The following is a 15673-nucleotide window of genomic DNA, read 5'->3' on the forward strand; positions in this document are numbered from 1 at the left end:
AGGGCGCGGCCATCAAGGGTCGCCCGGAAGACCGGGGATAGCCAAGAAACTGGATATTCATCCGTCATGACCTTAGTGTTCCTATCCCGTGGCTGATGCGTTTATCAGCGGCAAGCCGGGCGCTCATGCCGACGACGAAAACAGCGCGCACGGCCATGGCCGGCAGAAGGCGACGCTCAAGCTCGTCGTCGGGGCGATCGGCATCGTCTTTGGCGATATCGGCACCAGCCCGCTTTATGCCTTTCGCGAAACCTTTGCCGGTCACCATCCGCTGACGCTGGACGCCGATCATATATTGGGCGTCATCAGCCTGATGTTCTGGTCGATGATGCTGGTCGTGACGCTCAAATATGTGTCGATCATCATGCGCGCGGACAATAAGGGCGAGGGCGGCAGCCTGGCGCTGCTGGCGCTGATCAACGGCAGCACCAAGACCCAGCGATGGTCGAGCGGAATCATCCTGCTGGGGGTGTTCGCGACCGCGCTTTTCTATGGCGATTCGATGATCACGCCGGCGGTGTCGGTGCTTTCGGCGGTCGAGGGGCTTGCGGTTTACAACCCCGATTTCGCGCCCGCCATCCTGCCGGCGGCGATCATCATCCTGCTTGGCCTGTTCTGGATCCAGGGATTGGGCACCAATCGGGTCGCCACCCTCTTCGGCCCGATCATGCTGCTCTATTTTGTTACCATTTCGTCGCTGGGCGTCCTCTCCATCGCGCAGACTCCGGGTATTCTGTACGCCTTGAACCCCTATTGGGCGGTGATGTTCTTCGTTACCGATCCGCTGCCCGCTTTCCTGGCGCTGGGGTCGGTCGTGCTGGCGGTGACCGGCGCAGAGGCGCTCTATGCCGATATGGGCCATTTCGGCCGCAGCCCGATCCGCGTGTCGTGGCTCGCTTTTGTCCTGCCCGCGCTGATGCTCAACTATATGGGGCAGGGCGCGCTGCTGTTCCGAGAGGGCGCGGCGGCGCTGCAAAGCCCCTTCTACAACCTCGCGCCCCAATGGGCGCAACTTCCGCTCGTCGGCCTGGCCACGCTGGCGGCCATCATTGCGTCGCAAGCGGTGATATCGGGCGCCTTCTCCGTCACGCAGCAGGCGATACAACTGGGTTTCATGCCGCGCCTGCGGATCGCCCATACCAGCGCCTCGACCGCCGGCCAGATCTACATTCCCCTTATCAACTGGGGGTTGATGGTCATGGTGATCCTGCTGGTGCTGGTGTTCCAGACATCGTCGAACCTGACCGCCGCCTACGGCATCGCCGTCACAGGCGCGATGTTCATCGACAATGTGCTGCTGACGGTGGTTCTCTACCGGCTGTGGAAGTGGAAATGGTATTATGCCGCACCGCTGCTGACGCTGTTCTATCTGGTCGATGGAGCCTATCTCGCCGCCAACCTGACCAAGGTTCCCGACGGCGGCTGGTTCCCGCTGCTCATCGGCTTCGTCATCTTCACCCTGCTGACGACATGGTCGCGCGGGCGCAAGCTCATGCAGGACCGGCTGCGCGAGGCGGCCATGCCGATCCCCGTATTCGTCGCGTCGGCCGCCAACAGCGCGGTTCGTGTCAGTGGCACGGCGGTGTTCATGACATCGGCCGCCGACGGCGTGCCCCATGCGCTGCTGCACAACCTCAAGCATAACAAGGTGCTGCACGAGCGCGTCATCCTGCTGACGGTCAAGATCAAGGATGTGCCGGTGGTCGACGACGATGGTCGTTGCAAGCTTGAGGATCTGGGCCGGGGCTTCTTCCGCCTCGTCCTTCAATATGGTTTCATGCAGGAGCCGGACGTTCCGGCCGCGCTGAAGAATATCACCCAGTGCGGGCAGGCTTTCACGATGATGGATACCAGCTTCTTTCTGGCGCGTCAGACATTGCTGCCATCGGCCAAGCCTGGGATGCCGGTCTGGCGGGAGAAGATATTCGCCTGGATGCTGCGCAACGCCGAAAGCGCGATGGAATTCTTCCGCCTGCCGACCAATCGCGTCGTCGAGCTGGGCAGCCAGGTCGAAATCTGAGCCGGTCATGATGTCCCGCTATCCATAGCGTATCGCTAACCATATTCATTACGAACCCGTAAGAAATTTTCGGGGAAATTGTCTGTGGGCGGCATCAGGAGACAATGATGTACCAGCAGTTGAGAGAGAAGCCGGATCAGCGGAACAATCCCCGGTACATCACATTGATTCAGAGCCGCTTGCTCTGGGACGGGATGAGCCACCCGGCGACCATCCAGAATATATCGATGTACGGCGCGTTGCTGCATTGCAAATGCCTGCCGACGGTCGGGTCGCGCGTATCGGTCATCGCAGAAGGGCTGGAAATCGTCGGCACGGCAATCTGGACGGGGCCTGACCGGTGCGGGGTGCTGTTCAATCGGGCGGTCGAACCGCTGAGCGTCATCACCGAGCGTCCGATCAAAACGCGCGATCCCGTCCCGATGCGCAGGATCGTGCAGCGATAGGCCGTTGCCCACCCGCACGGCGGGTGGCGCGGCGGATGGTTCTGGCCTAGACGCGGGACCATGCTGCGCCTGTCCGAAATCAAATTGCCGATCGACCATCCCGCCGATGCGCTCAGAAATGCAATCATCGCTCGCCTTGCCGTCGCGCCCGAGGATGTGACGGACTTCACGATCGTCCGCCGCGCGCATGATGCGCGGCGCAAGACGGCGATCCTGATGGTCTATTCGGTGGACGTCACGGTTCGCCAAGAGGCGTCGGTGCTCGCCCGTTTTGCCGGGCGCAGCGATGTGCGCGCTGCGCCCGATACAAGCTATCGCTTCGTCATGCGCGCGCCTGAAGGCTGGGCCGGCCCGCGCCCGGTCGTGATCGGCGCGGGGCCGTGCGGCCTGTTTGCCGGCCTGCTGCTCGCCCAGATGGGTTTTCGGCCGATCATCGTCGAGCGCGGCAAGGTGGTGCGCGAACGGACCAAGGATACCTGGGGCCTGTGGCGTCGTTCGGTGCTGAACCCTCAATCCAATGTCCAGTTCGGCGAGGGCGGGGCGGGCACCTTTTCCGACGGCAAGCTCTACAGCCAGATCAAGGACCCGCGCTTTCTGGGCCGCAAGGTGCTGACGGAGTTCGTCACCGCCGGCGCGCCGCCGGAGATATTGACCGAAGCGCATCCGCATATCGGCACCTTTCGCCTGGTCACCATGGTCGAATCGATGCGCGCGACGATCGAATCGCTGGGCGGCGAATATCGCTTTGGCCATCGGGTCGAGGATTTCGACATCGCAACCGGCCCGGATGGCGAGCGCGCCTTGCGCGGGCTGCATCTCCATGACGGCGATTATATCGAGGCAAGCCATGTGGTCCTTGCCCTGGGACATAGCGCCCGCGACAGCTTCCGCACCTTGCACGATCGCGGCGTCCATATGGAGGCCAAGCCCTTTTCCATCGGCGTGCGGATCGAACATCCGCAAAGCTGGATCGATCGGGCGCGCTTTGGCCCCTGCGCGGGTCATCCCGATCTCGGCGCGGCCGCCTACAGCCTGTCGCACCACTGCGCCAACGGCCGTACCGTCTACAGCTTTTGCATGTGTCCCGGCGGGCGCGTGGTCGCGGCGACATCGGAGGAAGGGCGCGTGGTCACCAATGGCATGAGCCAATATTCGCGTGCCGAATTCAACGCCAATTCCGGCCTGGTGGTGGGGATAGATCCCGACCGCGACTATCCCGGCCATCCGCTTGCCGGCATCGACCTGCAAGAGCGGCTGGAGGCGGCGGCCTATGTCGCGGGCGGCGCCAATTATGACGCGCCGGGCCAGCGCGTGGGCGATTTCCTGGCCGGCCGGCCATCGACGGCGTTCGGAGAGGTTCAGCCATCCTACAAGCCTGGCGTTCGACCGACCGATCTCGCATCGCTGCTGCCGGACTTCGCGGTGGAAGCGATGCGTGAGGCGCTGCCGGTGTTCGGCCGCCAGATCGCCAATTACGACCATCCCGACGCGACCATGACCGGGGTGGAGACACGCACGTCGTCGCCGGTGCGGATCACGCGCGGGGCCGATTTTCAGAGCATCAACACGCGCGGCCTGTTTCCGGCGGGCGAAGGCGCGGGTTATGCCGGCGGCATCCTGTCGGCCGGGATCGACGGCATCAAGGTCGCCGAAGCGGTGGCGTCAAGCCTGTTGGCATGAAAAAGGGCGCGGCGGATAACCGCCGCACCCCATTGTTCGACACGTCCATCGCTTCAGGCGATCATGCCGCGTCGCGATCCTGCGCGGTGATGTCGACAAGTTGACCGCCGTTGATCGCGATCTTCTTGGGCTTCATCGCTTCGGGCACTTCGCGCAGCAGGTCGATGACCAGCAGGCCATCGGCCAGGTCCGCCTTTTCCACACGAACGAAATCGGCCAGCTCGAACCGACGTTCGAAGCTGCGGTTGGCGATGCCGACATGCAGATATTTCGAGGGGTCCGTGCCGTTCACATCTTCCTTGCGGCCGACCACCTGCAGCAGGTTCTGCTGTGCCGTGATGTCGATTTCGTCGCTGCGGAAGCCGGCGACGGCCAAGGTGACGCGATACCGGTCTTCCGAAAGGCGCTCGATATTGAACGGCGGGTAATTGTCGCCCTGGTTCACCCTGGCATTGTTTTCGATCAGGTCGAACAGACGATCGAAGCCGACGGTGGAGCGGCGATAGGGGGTAAGGTCAAAACCACGCATTGTCATAATCTCCCAATGAGCAAAATGAACCTGCCGGACCCGAAACGGCATCCGGCAACATGATCGTCCGACCCCATCAGGCGGCCGGACAGCGTTGATATGGTTCGATTGTTCGGGAGTTCAAGAGGGCAAAACCGTGCGTCGCGCACAAGGAAAAGTGCCCGGGTCGCGATGTCCGCGCCCCGGGCACTCATGGACGATTGCTCGTCTCCCCCTTGGTACCGCCTCTACCGTTTCTCAGCCCCCTAAGCTCGAAACGGGAAGCGGTGTTCCCTGAACCACGGCCTTTTGCCTGTGTTTCGATTGTCTTGCTATGACCGCAGCGGCTCGCTGTCACGACCTAACTCGGGGCCTGCGCCATTTTGATGCGCGCGCTGTGTCGTCAAAGCAACAATCCTGCCCGCTTGCCGTTATGGACCGCCCTGCTAGAGCAGTCTCCTTCGCTGATGAGAGGCTTTCGACCGTCCATGATTCTCACGCGCTACGAACGCATGATCGCCAAGCGCTACCTTCTGCCCGGCAAGGGGGAGGGGTTCATCTTTCTGGTGGCGGGGATCAGCCTGGCCGCCGTGATGCTGGGAGTCGCCGCGCTCATCATCGTGATGAGCGTGATGAACGGCTTTCGCGCCGAACTGTTCGACAAGATCGTGGGGCTGAACGGTCATGCGGTGGTGCAGGGCTATGGCGGGCGTTTGCCCGAATGGCGCGACGTGCTGCGGCAGGCCAAGGCGACGCCGGGAGTCACCAGCGCGACCCCGTTGATAGAACAGCCGCTGCTGGCCAACTACAAGGGGCGGGTGGAAGCGGTGCTGGTGCGCGGCATGACCGTTTCCGACATCCGCGCCAACCCGACGCTCAAGGGCAAGGTCGTCGCGGGCAGCCTGAACGACCTGACCGCCAATGGCGGCAAAGTCGGCCTCGGCGTCCGGCTCGCGGAAAATCTCGGCATCAGGCTGGGCGACAGCATTTCGATCATCAATCCCGCAGGGCGCGCGACGCCCTTTGGCACGGTGCCGCGCGAAGTCAGCTATCAGGTCGCGGCGATCTTCGAGGTCGGCGTCTATGATTATGACAAGGCGTTCGTCGTCATGCCGATGGAGGATGCCCAGACGCTGTTGCTGCTCGGCGATATCGTCAGCATGATCGAGGTCGAGACGGTGGACGCCGACAGGGTGGGCGACATCCTCCAGCCGCTTGCCGCCAAGGTCGCCGGCCGCGCTGTCGTCACCGACTGGCGGCAAATGAACGCGTCGCTGTTCGAAGCGCTGGCGGTGGAGCGGGTGGCGATGTTCGTCGTCCTGTCGATCATCGTCCTGGTCGCGGTGTTCAACATCCTCTCCTCGCTCATCATGCTGGTGCGCGCCAAGACCCGCGACATCGCGATCCTGCGCACGATGGGCGCGTCGCGCGGCGGGCTGGTCAAGATATTCATGACCGTGGGCGTGTCGATCGGCACGCTCGGCATGGTCGCGGGCATGGTGCTGGGGTTCACCTTCCTCTTCTTCCGCCAGGGCATCGTGAACGTCATCCAGTTCCTCACCGGCCAGAATCTGTGGGACCCGTCGATCCGGTTCCTGACCGAACTGCCTTCAAAGCCCGACCCGGTCGAAATCGTCACCATATGCGTCATGGCGCTGGTGTTCAGCTTCCTTGCCACCCTTTATCCGGCCTTCAAGGCCGCCAATACCGATCCTGTCCAGGTGCTGCGCTATGAATGAGGTTTTGAAGGTCAGCGGGCTGGCGCGCAGCTTTACCCAGGGCGGCGTCACCATCGACGTGCTGCGCGGGGTCAACCTGACGGTCGGGCGGGGAGAGATCGTCGCGTTGCTCGGCCCATCCGGCTCGGGCAAGTCGACCCTGCTGCAAGCTGTCGGCTTGCTCGAAGGCGGCTTTGAAGGGTCGATCATGATCGAGGGCGAGGAAGCCGCCCGGCTCGACAATGACGGCCGCACCCGCCTGCGCCGCGAGGCGCTCGGCTTCGTCTATCAGTTCCACCATCTGTTGCCCGATTTCAACGCGACCGAAAATGTGATCCTACCGCAGGTGATCCGTGACGCGACGATGGAAGCATCGCGCGCGCGCGCGCAATTGTTGCTGACGTCGCTTGGGCTAGGTCATCGCCTGGATCATCGCCCCAGCCAGCTTTCGGGTGGCGAGCAGCAGCGCGTCGCCGTGGCCCGCGCGCTCGCCAATCGCCCCGCGCTGGTGCTGGCCGACGAACCCACCGGCAATCTGGATGAGCGAACCGCCGACGTCGTGCTCGCCGAATTCCTGCGGCTGGTGCGCGACGAAGGTTCGGCGGCGCTGGTCGCAACGCACAATGAACGGCTGGCGGCAAAGATGGACCGTGTCGTCCGCCTGCACGAAGGCGTGCTTGAGCAAGCCTCAGCCACCATTCGAGAGCAGTGACACGCGCAGTGGAGAAGGTCCGGGAGGTTCTGTTGCCCGGCCCCCCCGGAGGCCGCTGGAATCCCTTCTGTTGCCCGGTGGGTCCGACCGCGCTATTTTAGAGTAACTTCAGGCCGTGAGGCCCTTGGTTACGCTGCAATGGCGAGTGCTTCGTTATCGTTGGCACTTACGTGTTTTGAACAGTTTCACGGCTTACTCGGGCCGGGTAAAAACATCGCCTTTGAACACACGTCGATCCTAGTTCGGCCCCGTCAAAGGCCCCGTCCGCATCGCTGCCGCCGGGGCTTGTGGTGGAGCCGCCGGGTACTGCCCCCGGGTCCGCTGCGTCTATTACACGACATCATTTATCACCATAGCCGGGCGAACCCGGCACCATGCATATGGCGCACGCGGACGATGTTTTCAAGCGTTGCGCCATGTCGCCGGGAAGCGTTCACGCCGCGCCTTCGCCATGGTGCGCGCGTCAGCCGTGAACCTTGATCGCGACCTGCGCGATCCGACGACCCTGATAGCGCGCGCCGTCCAGTTCTTCTTGCGCCGGCTGGCGGCTGCCATCGCTGTCGGCCAGCGTGGTCGCGCCATAGGGGGATCCGCCGCGCACCTTGTCGACGCCCGACTGGCCGGCAAAGCCATAGTCCAGCCCGACGATCGTCATGCCGAAATGCAACAGGTTGGTTATGATCGAAAACAGCGTCGTTTCCTGACCGCCATGCTGGCTGGCGGTCGATGTGAAGGCGCCGCCAATCTTGCCATTGAGCGCGCCGCGCGCCCACAGGCCGCCGGCCTGGTCGAGAAACGCCGCCATCTGGCTCGACATCCGGCCAAAGCGCGTGCCGGTGCCGATGATGATCGCGTCATAATCGGCCAGTTCCGCGACGGCGGCGATGGGGGCCTTCTGATCGAGCTTGAAATGCGCCTTTTGCGCCACTTCGAGAGGCGCCGTTTCCGGCACGCGCTTGATGTCGACGGTCGCGCCGGTCGATCGCGCGCCTTCCGCCATGGCCTGCGCCATGGATTCGATATGTCCGTAGGACGAATAATAGAGGACCAGAATCTTCGTCATGTCATGTCTCCTATATGGGGAACGGGTGCCGCCCGCGCCGGGAAAGCGCGCGGGCGGCAGGCGCGCATCGGCGCCTATTGGCTGTCGACCAGGACGATCTCGCTGTCCGCGATCGCGGTGATGGTGACGGGACCGCCGGCGCTCAGGATTGCGGCGCCGTCGCGCGCTTCGAATGTCTCGCCTTCTATCGCGATCCGTCCGGTCGCAGCGACGAGGTAGAGGTGGCGCCCCTCGTCGCTGTCATAGGTCACGCTCGTCCCCGCCTTCAGCGTGCCGCCCAGCAGCCGGGCGTCGGCACGAATGCGCAACGCTTCGCCATCGGCGTCATAACCGCTCGCCAGGACAACCAGCGCGCCGTTGCGATCGTCGCGCGGGAATGGCTTGGTGCCCCAGCTGGGCGCGCCGCCGCGTGTGCGCGGCATGATCCAGATCTGGAACAATGTGCTCGTCTCGTCCTCCAGATTATATTCGGCGTGACGGATGCCGGTGCCTGCGCTCATCACCTGGACGTCGCCAGCGACGGTGCGACCTTCATTGCCCAGGCTGTCCTTGTGCGTGATCGCGCCCTTGCGGACATAGGTGATGATTTCCATGTCGGCATGGGGATGGGGCGGGAAGCCCGAGCGCGCGGCGATCTCGTCATCATTCCACACCCGGATCGCGCCCCAGCCCATACGGTCGGGGTCGTGATAATTTGCGAACGAGAAATGATGGCGTGCGTTCAGCCAGCCATGATCGGCGGCGCCCAGCGATGCGAAGGGGCGGCGCTCGACGCGGGGGGAGAGGGCGGTGCTCATTATGCTGTCCTTTCATTTGTCGGTTGGCCGGACATTCCGGCTTGCTTTCCGCCGATATAGACGGCACCATCGTTTCCGAAATAAGCATCATTGAAACGGATTGTTTCCTTATGCGATTACCTGACTTTGAGGCATGGGCCATGTTCGCGGCGGTGGTCGAGCATCGCAGCTTCACCGACGCGGCCCGCGCGCTCAGCGTGTCCAAGGCTACCGTGTCCAAGGCGGTGACCCGGCTGGAACAGCATCTCGACACCAGCCTGTTCAGCCGTACCAGCCGCAGGCTGGCGCTGACCGAAAGCGGGCGCAGGCTGGCGGATCATGCCGCGCGCATCCTGGCCGAGGGCGCGGCGGCGGAAGAAGCGGCGCGCGATGAGACGGCGGTGCTGGCCGGGACCGTCCGCCTGGGCGCGCCGATGACGTTCGGCCTGATCCGGGTGGCGCCGTTGCTGGCGCAGTTCATGCGCGACTATCCGCTGGTAAATGTCGACCTGCACCTGTCCGACGCGCATATCGACATCATCGACATGGGGCTGGACGCGACGCTGCGCATCGCCGACATGCCCGACAGTTCGCTGCGCGCCAGACGGCTTGCCGACGTGCAGATTCACATCGTCGCCGCGCCTGCCTATCTGGCGACACGGGGTCGGCCATCGCACCCGTCCGACCTCGGCGCGCATGACTGTCTGTGCTACGCCAACGCCGCGACGCCCGACACCTGGAAGCTGAATGGCCCCGGCGAACAGCATGTCGCCGTGCAGGTGCGCCCCCGGCTGCTGACGAACAGCGGCGATGCGATGCTGCCGGCGCTGATCGGCGGTCTTGGCATTGCGATGCTGCCCGATTTCATCATCGGGGCCGGGCTCGCCTCGGGCGAACTGGAGGAGATTCTTCCCGAATGGCGCCCGCCTCCGTTGGGGGTCCATCTGGTTACGCCTCCGTCGAGGCTGCGGCCGGCGCGGGTCGACGCGCTGCTTGATTTCCTCGCGCGCCATCATGGTTGCTGAGGACCGTTACGCAAGCGAATCTGAATTGACTCCGCAAGATTCTTTTTGACCTCAACCCTTTGTAAACAGATTCGAAATCCGTCGACTCGTGGACTTCTGCGGGTTAGGGAAAAATTAACCTTTGTCGTTCAGAAGTTTTTTGGTTAATGATTAAGTGCAGGTGCCGTTCTGAGGGGGGAACGGAACTGCTGCCACAGAGGGGCTTCACATGCGCGTGCTGCTGATTGAGGACGAACCGACCACCGCCAAGGCCATCGAGCTGATGCTCACGACCGAGGGGTTCAACGTCTATACGACGGACCTGGGCGAAGAGGGGCTCGATCTGGGCAAGCTCTATGATTATGACATCATCTGCCTAGACCTGAACCTGCCCGACATGCACGGCTATGATGTGCTCAAGAAATTGCGCGCGGCCAAGGTGCAGACCCCCGTTCTCATCCTGTCGGGCATCGCCGAGATGGACAGCAAGGTCCGCTCCTTCGGCTTTGGCGCCGACGATTATGTGACCAAGCCCTTTCACCGCGAAGAACTGGTGGCGCGCATCCATGCCGTCGTTCGCCGGTCCAAGGGGCATTCGCAGTCGGTCATTCGCACGGGCAAGCTGGCGGTCAATCTCGATGCCAAGACGGTGGAAGTGGACGGCAACCGCGTTCACCTGACCGGCAAGGAATATGCGATGCTCGAACTGCTGTCGTTGCGCAAGGGCACGACGCTGACCAAGGAAATGTTCCTCAACCATCTCTACGGCGGGATGGACGAGCCCGAACTCAAGATTATCGACGTGTTTATCTGCAAGCTGCGCAAGAAGCTGGCGCTGGCCTGTAGCGGCGACAATTATATCGAAACGGTCTGGGGCCGCGGCTATGTGCTGCGCGATCCCGACGAAGTGGCGGAGCTTGAGGCGCAGGTCGCCTGAGCCGCTCGCAATATTCGTGAAAAGGCCGGCGATCCTTGGGGGTCGCCGGCCTTTTTTTGTCAGGCGCGATGGGGATATGGGGACTGCGCCTGATGATTGCTTTGGGCTATTCCGCTTCGTCCGCCTGCGACACGCTGCCGCTGCCGCTGGCCTGGCCGCCGGCATTCACCGAAGCGGCGCCGCTGGCGGCATCCATCGCGCTGCCGCTGACATTGCCGGCGGCTGATCCGGCTGCAGCCGCTGTTCCAGCCGCACGTCCCCGCGTCGCATCGACGGCCTGACCGGCCCGGTCGCGGGTCGCGGCGGCGGCTGATCCGGCGCGATCGCGCGCCCGGCCGGCGGTGGAGGATGCCGTATCGCGTACACCGCCCACGGCGTTGCCGACGTCGTTGGTGCCGAGCGTATCGAGCGCCACGCCCCCGCTCGCATTGCCGTTGGCCGAACCGGACGCGCGGGCGCTGCGATCGCGGTCACCCCGGCGGGTCGAGCCATCGACCGCGCCGTCAAGCGCGCCAGATCCCGATCCGCGGGCGCTGGCCTTGCCTTCGCGGGCGTCTATGCTGCGATCCAGACCGATGTCGCCAGAGCCGTTCAACGTGCCGCCCAGCGATCCGGTCGTGCGACCCAGCGACCCGCCCAGCGACCCGCCCAACGACCCGCCAAGCCCGCCGCCGCCGAGCAGTTGCGCCTGTGCAGGCATGGCCGCGATGGCAGTGATGCAGGCGGCAGCGACAAGAATATGGGTTTTCATCGATCGTCTCCTTGGTTGTTCAACTTCGATGAGGAGACAACGGGACGCGCGGGGCGATTAATCCCTGGGGAACGATAAAATATTATAACTCTTTGAAATTCAATATTTGTTTCTGCATGTTCCGCACAGGAGGCCATGGCCGTAGCGGCTGTCGGGGCCCTTGTCGCCCAGATCCTGCGCCTCGGCTTCCAGCTTGGCGCGGCCGCCCAGCGCGAACAGCCGACCCGCGACAAGCGGCGCGGCGAAGGATGTTCCACGCACGGCGACCCGGCCTCCGGCGGGTGCCGCCGCGTTCATGTCCGCCGCCGGTGCAACGAAATCGACGCGCGCTGCCCGCCCCGCTTCGGGCAGCAGCCGGTTGCGTCCGTTCACGCCGCTGACCGCCAGCACACCCGGATAGGAGGCGGGATAGGCGAGCGGCGCCGCCGGCCCATCATTGCCGACGGCCGCAACGATGGTCACGCCCCGTTCGCGCGCCAGCCGGATCGCGCCGGCGAGCAATGGATTGTCGGGGCCGACCAGGCTCATCGTCACCACCGGAGCGCGGCGCGACGCCATCCAGCCGAGCGCCCGCGCAATTGCGAACGCGCCCCCGCCTGCGGGGTCGTCGCCATAGATATCGGCCACGAGCAGCGGTGCGCCGGGCGCGGCGCCACGGATCGTGCCCGAACCGCTGATGAGCGAGGCGACCGCTGTGCCATGCGCCGTGGCGCGCGGCGCGCCGCGTGCGAAGCCGCGCTGTTCGATCGCGCCAGTGAATGCGGGGTGCCGCGCGACACCGCCGTCGATCAGCCCCGCCGCCCCGTCCCCGACGGACACGCCATGCGCCAGCGGCGCGGCCATGCCGGTCACAGTGCCGCTCGACAAATAGAGATTATCCGCGCTCGCCTCTGCACCGGGGGCCAGCCGCCGAACCTCTTGCAACGCAGTGGCCAGCGGCCGACCCGTTGGCACGGCAAGGATGATGACGGGCAGGTCCAGCCCCTCGATCCGTTCTGCGGTCACGCCATATCCGGCGTTGCGAAGCGCGGCGACCGTCGCGTCATCCGCGCCGGTCAGCAATATGGTGCCGCGCCGTGCCGGCTGGCGGCGATCGTCCAGCTCGATATCGGCGCGATGCCGACGGATAAGATCGGCGATGCGCGTCAGGCGCGCTGCCTCCAACTGCCGGGTCAGCGCGCGGGGCGACAGGCGATCCAGCCCGGCCCGGTCGATCAGGTCATCTGCCTGGTCGAGCAACCGCGGCACGCCCGCAGGCAGCGGATTCAGTCCGTCACGCGGCGATCCCAGCAATTGGGCCGATCCAGACGTGGCCATCAGCAAAAGGCTTGCAATCAGCCCCAGGGGTTTCAACATTCTATATCCTGTCATCAATAACCGCGCTGCGTGCAAAAAATAGCGGAGCTACACGGATGAAACGCCCGACATCGCACGTTTCATCCCCGAACGAAGCGTAATGGAGCCTGAATGTCGTTTGAAGCCGATCTGTTGGCGCTGGTGCCCCGGCTTCGGCGGTTCGCCGTCAGCCTGTCGCACGATCGATCCGACGCCGACGATCTGTGTCAGGCGGCGATCGAGCGCGCGCTGCGGGCGCGCGATCAATGGCAGGCGGGAACGAGACTGGATAGCTGGATGTACCGGATCATGCGTAACCTGTGGATCGACGAGGGACGGACACGGCAACGCGCCGCGAAAACCTTCGTCGCGGAAGAGGCCGGCGCGCATGTCGGCTTTGCCGGTGATCGCCAGATAGAGGCGAATGTGATGCTGTCCGATGTCGACCGTGCGATGCAGGCCTTGCCCGATGAACAGCGCGAGGCGATCGCTCTCGTCCTGGTGGAGGGCCTGTCCTACAAGCAGGCCGCCGAGATACTGGGCGTGCCGATGGGGACGTTGACGTCGCGGCTGGTGCGGGGCCGTGGTGCGTTGATCGAACTGATGGGGGAGGCGGCATGAGCGACATATCGGAAGATATGCTGATCGCGCTGTGCGACGGCGAACTGGACGAAGTGACCCGGCGGCGGGTGGAGCGCGCAATCGCCGACGACCCGGCGTTGGGCGAGCGATTGGCCGCGCACCGGCTGCTGCGCGATCGGCTTTCGGCCCATTATGCACCGGTCGAGCAAGAACCACCCCCCGAACGCTTCGCCGCGCTGTTGCGCGAAGCTGCCATCGTCACGCCGATCGTTCGGCCCCGATCGCGCCGGGCGGCATGGGCGATGGGCGGCGCCATTGCCGCCAGCCTCCTGCTGGGGATCGGCTTTGGCCGCTTTTCGGTTGGCGAGGGTAGCCCCGTCGCCGTGCGGGACGGGCGGATGGTGGCGCAGGGCGCGCTCGCGTCCGCGCTTGATACCCAGCTCGCCGCAGCGCCGGGCGCGGTCGAAATAGGGGTCAGTTTCCGGCGCAAGGGCGGCGGCTGGTGCCGCAGCTTCGATGGCGCGGACCTGGCCGGTGTCGCATGCCGCGACGGCGATACATGGCAGATGCAACAGCTGTTGCCGGGGAAGGGGCGGGGGACAGGCTATCGCCAGGCGTCGTCATCCGATTCGCGCCTGGCTGCCACTGTCGATGCGCTGATCGTGGGCGATCCAGCCGATCCGCAAACCGAAGCGCGGGCACGCGATGGCGGGTGGGCCGCAGGGCAATAGTGCTTCAGACACAAAAAGGCCGCCCGAATCTGGTCCGGGCGGCCTTCCTTTTGTCGTTTGAAGAGGTGTCAGGCGTCCTGCGCGTCCTCAACCTCGTCGGCGGGGTCCTGAGCGATTTCGCCCGGCTCCGCGTTCGGATCATAGGCTTCGGTGAAGCCGGCTTCGTCCTTTTCGAACAGGTCGGCCATCACGTCGACGCCCTGCTTCTGAAGTTCGGCCTCTTCGGGCGAACGTGCGACGTTCACCTGAATGTTGACGGTCACTTCGGGATGCAGCGCGACCTTGACGTCGAACAGGCCGAGCGTCTTGATCGGCCGTTCCAGCACGACCATCGCCTTGGTGACGTTGGTCTTGCCGTCGGCGTGCAGCGCTTCGATGATGTCGCGAACCGCAACCGAGCCATAGAGCGCGCCAGCGTTGGACGACTGGCGGATCAGGACGATCTGCGTGCCGTCGACATCCTTCGACGCCAGTTCGGCATCGCTGCGCCGCGCGGCGTTGTCGGCCTCGATCTTGGCGCGGTTGGCTTCAAAGACCTTCTTGTTCGCGTTGTTGGAACGAAGAGCCTTTTTGTTGGGGAGCAGGAAGTTACGGGCATAGCCGTCCTTCACGGTGACGATGTCGCCGATTGCGCCCAGCTTCTCGATACGTTCGAGCAGAATGATTTCCATGGGTGCTACTCCCTCACTTCACGATGTAGGGCAGCAGGCCCAGATGACGGGCGCGCTTGATGGCCTGAGCCAGTTCGCGCTGCTTCTTGGCCGAAACGGCGGTGATGCGGCTGGGAACGATCTTGCCGCGCTCGGACACGAAGCCCTGGAGCAGACGAACGTCCTTGTAGTCGATCTTCGGCGCATCCTTGGCGGCGAAGGGGCAGCTCTTGCGGCGGCGGAAAAATGGGCGTGCCATGGGTCAGTCCTCCTTATTCGCCGGTTGCGTCTTGACGCGGACCGCGATCGCCACGGTCGTCGCGGCGCGGGCCACGATCACCACGCTCGCCACGGTCACGATCGGACCGTTCCTGCTTGCGCATCACGGCCGACGGGCCAGCTTCCAGCTCATCGACCTTGATGGTCATGTAGCGGATGACGTCCTCGTTGATCTGGGTCTGGCGCTCCAGTTCGGCGATCACGCCGCCGGGCGCGTCGATGTTGAGCATGACATAATGCGCCTTGCGATTCTTCGCGATCTTGTAGGCCAGGCTGCGCAGGCCCCAGGTTTCGACCTTGGTGACTTTGCCCTGATTGTCTTCGATAATCTTGGTGGCGGTTTCCGCCAGCGCGTCCACCTGCGCCTGTGCCAGATCCTGGCGCGCAAGGAACACATGCTCGTAAAGAGCCATGGGTTTTCCTTCTATGTTGGCTGATCGCTGACGCGCGCCCCATGCGCAACGCCCCTCCAGCTGTCGTC

At 64.2% G+C, this 15673-nt stretch carries 17 protein-coding genes and 1 other RNA gene; 9 read left to right on the forward strand and 9 right to left on the reverse strand.

The features are described from left to right. Positions 1 to 88 precede the first annotated feature (88 nt). The 3 genes from WG908_RS07030 (at position 89) to WG908_RS07040 (ending at position 4146) form a co-directional block, all read left to right on the forward strand. Positions 89 to 2020 carry a potassium transporter Kup gene (locus WG908_RS07030; protein WP_445326677.1) on the forward strand — a complete coding sequence of 644 codons (1932 nt, stop codon included), beginning with the start codon at positions 89 to 91 and terminating at the stop codon, positions 2018 to 2020. A gap of 107 nt (positions 2021 to 2127) precedes the next feature. Then, positions 2128 to 2466 (forward strand): PilZ domain-containing protein, encoded by a 339-nt coding sequence (locus tag WG908_RS07035; protein ID WP_340185859.1) that lies wholly within the window; start codon positions 2128 to 2130, stop codon positions 2464 to 2466. A 60-nt stretch (positions 2467 to 2526) separates the two neighbouring features. Then, positions 2527 to 4146 (forward strand): NAD(P)/FAD-dependent oxidoreductase, encoded by a 1620-nt coding sequence (locus WG908_RS07040; RefSeq protein WP_340185860.1) that lies wholly within the window; start codon positions 2527 to 2529, stop codon positions 4144 to 4146. A gap of 61 nt (positions 4147 to 4207) precedes the next feature. On the opposite strand, the gene WG908_RS07045 is transcribed toward WG908_RS07040, so the two are convergent. After that, positions 4208 to 4681: an Hsp20 family protein gene (locus WG908_RS07045; RefSeq protein ID WP_340185861.1), complete on the reverse strand. Its 474-nt coding sequence runs from the start codon at positions 4679 to 4681 to the stop codon at positions 4208 to 4210. 461 nt (positions 4682 to 5142) lie between these two features. Here WG908_RS07045 and WG908_RS07050 point away from each other — a divergent pair, with 461 nt between their 5' ends. Both WG908_RS07050 and WG908_RS07055 read left to right on the forward strand, forming a co-directional pair. Beyond that, the gene (locus WG908_RS07050) at positions 5143 to 6393 is read left to right on the forward strand and encodes a lipoprotein-releasing ABC transporter permease subunit (protein WP_340185862.1); all 1251 of its coding nucleotides are present in this window, start codon (positions 5143 to 5145) and stop codon (positions 6391 to 6393) included. Next, positions 6386 to 7084 carry an ABC transporter ATP-binding protein gene (locus WG908_RS07055; protein WP_340185863.1) on the forward strand — a complete coding sequence of 233 codons (699 nt, stop codon included), beginning with the start codon at positions 6386 to 6388 and terminating at the stop codon, positions 7082 to 7084. Before WG908_RS07050 ends, WG908_RS07055 begins: the two co-directional genes overlap by 8 nt. A gap of 56 nt (positions 7085 to 7140) precedes the next feature. On the opposite strand, the gene ssrA is transcribed toward WG908_RS07055, so the two are convergent. From ssrA to WG908_RS07070, 3 genes are all read right to left on the reverse strand, one after another. After that, positions 7141 to 7494, reverse strand: a transfer-messenger RNA (tmRNA) gene (gene ssrA / locus WG908_RS07060). Positions 7495 to 7547: 53 nt separating this feature from the next. Then, a complete protein-coding gene (gene wrbA / locus WG908_RS07065) occupies positions 7548 to 8147 on the reverse strand; it encodes an NAD(P)H:quinone oxidoreductase (RefSeq protein ID WP_340185864.1) in 600 nt (199 codons plus the stop codon). Between the two features lie 74 nt (positions 8148 to 8221). Continuing rightward, positions 8222 to 8944, reverse strand: a complete 723-nt coding sequence (locus tag WG908_RS07070; RefSeq protein WP_340185865.1) for a pirin family protein — start codon at positions 8942 to 8944, stop codon at positions 8222 to 8224. Positions 8945 to 9054: 110 nt separating this feature from the next. On the opposite strand from WG908_RS07070, the gene WG908_RS07075 reads away from it, so the two are divergent. Then, on the forward strand, positions 9055 to 9948 hold the full coding sequence (locus WG908_RS07075; protein WP_340185866.1) for a LysR family transcriptional regulator: 894 nt from the start codon (positions 9055 to 9057) through the stop codon (positions 9946 to 9948). Positions 9949 to 10156: 208 nt separating this feature from the next. Then, positions 10157 to 10864: a response regulator transcription factor CtrA gene (gene ctrA, locus WG908_RS07080; protein ID WP_340185867.1), complete on the forward strand. Its 708-nt coding sequence runs from the start codon at positions 10157 to 10159 to the stop codon at positions 10862 to 10864. Positions 10865 to 10970: 106 nt separating this feature from the next. Here the strand turns inward: ctrA and WG908_RS07085 are convergent, their stop codons facing one another. Both WG908_RS07085 and WG908_RS07090 read right to left on the reverse strand, forming a co-directional pair. Next, positions 10971 to 11615: a hypothetical protein gene (locus WG908_RS07085; RefSeq protein WP_340185868.1), complete on the reverse strand. Its 645-nt coding sequence runs from the start codon at positions 11613 to 11615 to the stop codon at positions 10971 to 10973. 99 nt (positions 11616 to 11714) lie between these two features. Further along, complete coding sequence (locus tag WG908_RS07090; protein WP_340185869.1) at positions 11715 to 12971, reverse strand: S8 family serine peptidase; 1257 nt, start codon at positions 12969 to 12971, stop codon at positions 11715 to 11717. Positions 12972 to 13082: 111 nt separating this feature from the next. On the opposite strand from WG908_RS07090, the gene WG908_RS07095 reads away from it, so the two are divergent. Both WG908_RS07095 and WG908_RS07100 read left to right on the forward strand, forming a co-directional pair. After that, positions 13083 to 13571, forward strand: coding sequence for an RNA polymerase sigma factor (locus tag WG908_RS07095; RefSeq protein WP_340185870.1), 489 nt, complete (start codon positions 13083 to 13085; stop codon positions 13569 to 13571). Beyond that, entirely contained in the window at positions 13568 to 14263 is a 696-nt protein-coding gene (locus tag WG908_RS07100) for an anti-sigma factor family protein (protein ID WP_340185871.1), read from the forward strand. The genes WG908_RS07095 and WG908_RS07100 overlap by 4 nt, the downstream gene beginning before the upstream one ends. A gap of 68 nt (positions 14264 to 14331) precedes the next feature. Here WG908_RS07100 and rplI read toward each other — a convergent pair whose 3' ends face one another. The 3 genes from rplI to rpsF are packed head-to-tail and all read right to left on the reverse strand — an operon-like array spanning position 14332 to position 15605. Then, on the reverse strand, positions 14332 to 14934 hold the full coding sequence (gene rplI, locus WG908_RS07105) for a 50S ribosomal protein L9 (protein WP_340185872.1): 603 nt from the start codon (positions 14932 to 14934) through the stop codon (positions 14332 to 14334). 13 nt (positions 14935 to 14947) lie between these two features. Continuing rightward, positions 14948 to 15172: a 30S ribosomal protein S18 gene (gene rpsR / locus WG908_RS07110; RefSeq protein WP_004212076.1), complete on the reverse strand. Its 225-nt coding sequence runs from the start codon at positions 15170 to 15172 to the stop codon at positions 14948 to 14950. Positions 15173 to 15185: 13 nt separating this feature from the next. Next, on the reverse strand, positions 15186 to 15605 hold the full coding sequence (gene rpsF, locus WG908_RS07115; RefSeq protein WP_340185873.1) for a 30S ribosomal protein S6: 420 nt from the start codon (positions 15603 to 15605) through the stop codon (positions 15186 to 15188). Positions 15606 to 15673 lie beyond the last annotated feature (68 nt).

The sequence above is a fragment of the Sphingobium anseongense genome, from assembly GCF_037725245.1.
Classification (GTDB): Bacteria; Pseudomonadota; Alphaproteobacteria; order Sphingomonadales; family Sphingomonadaceae; genus Sphingobium.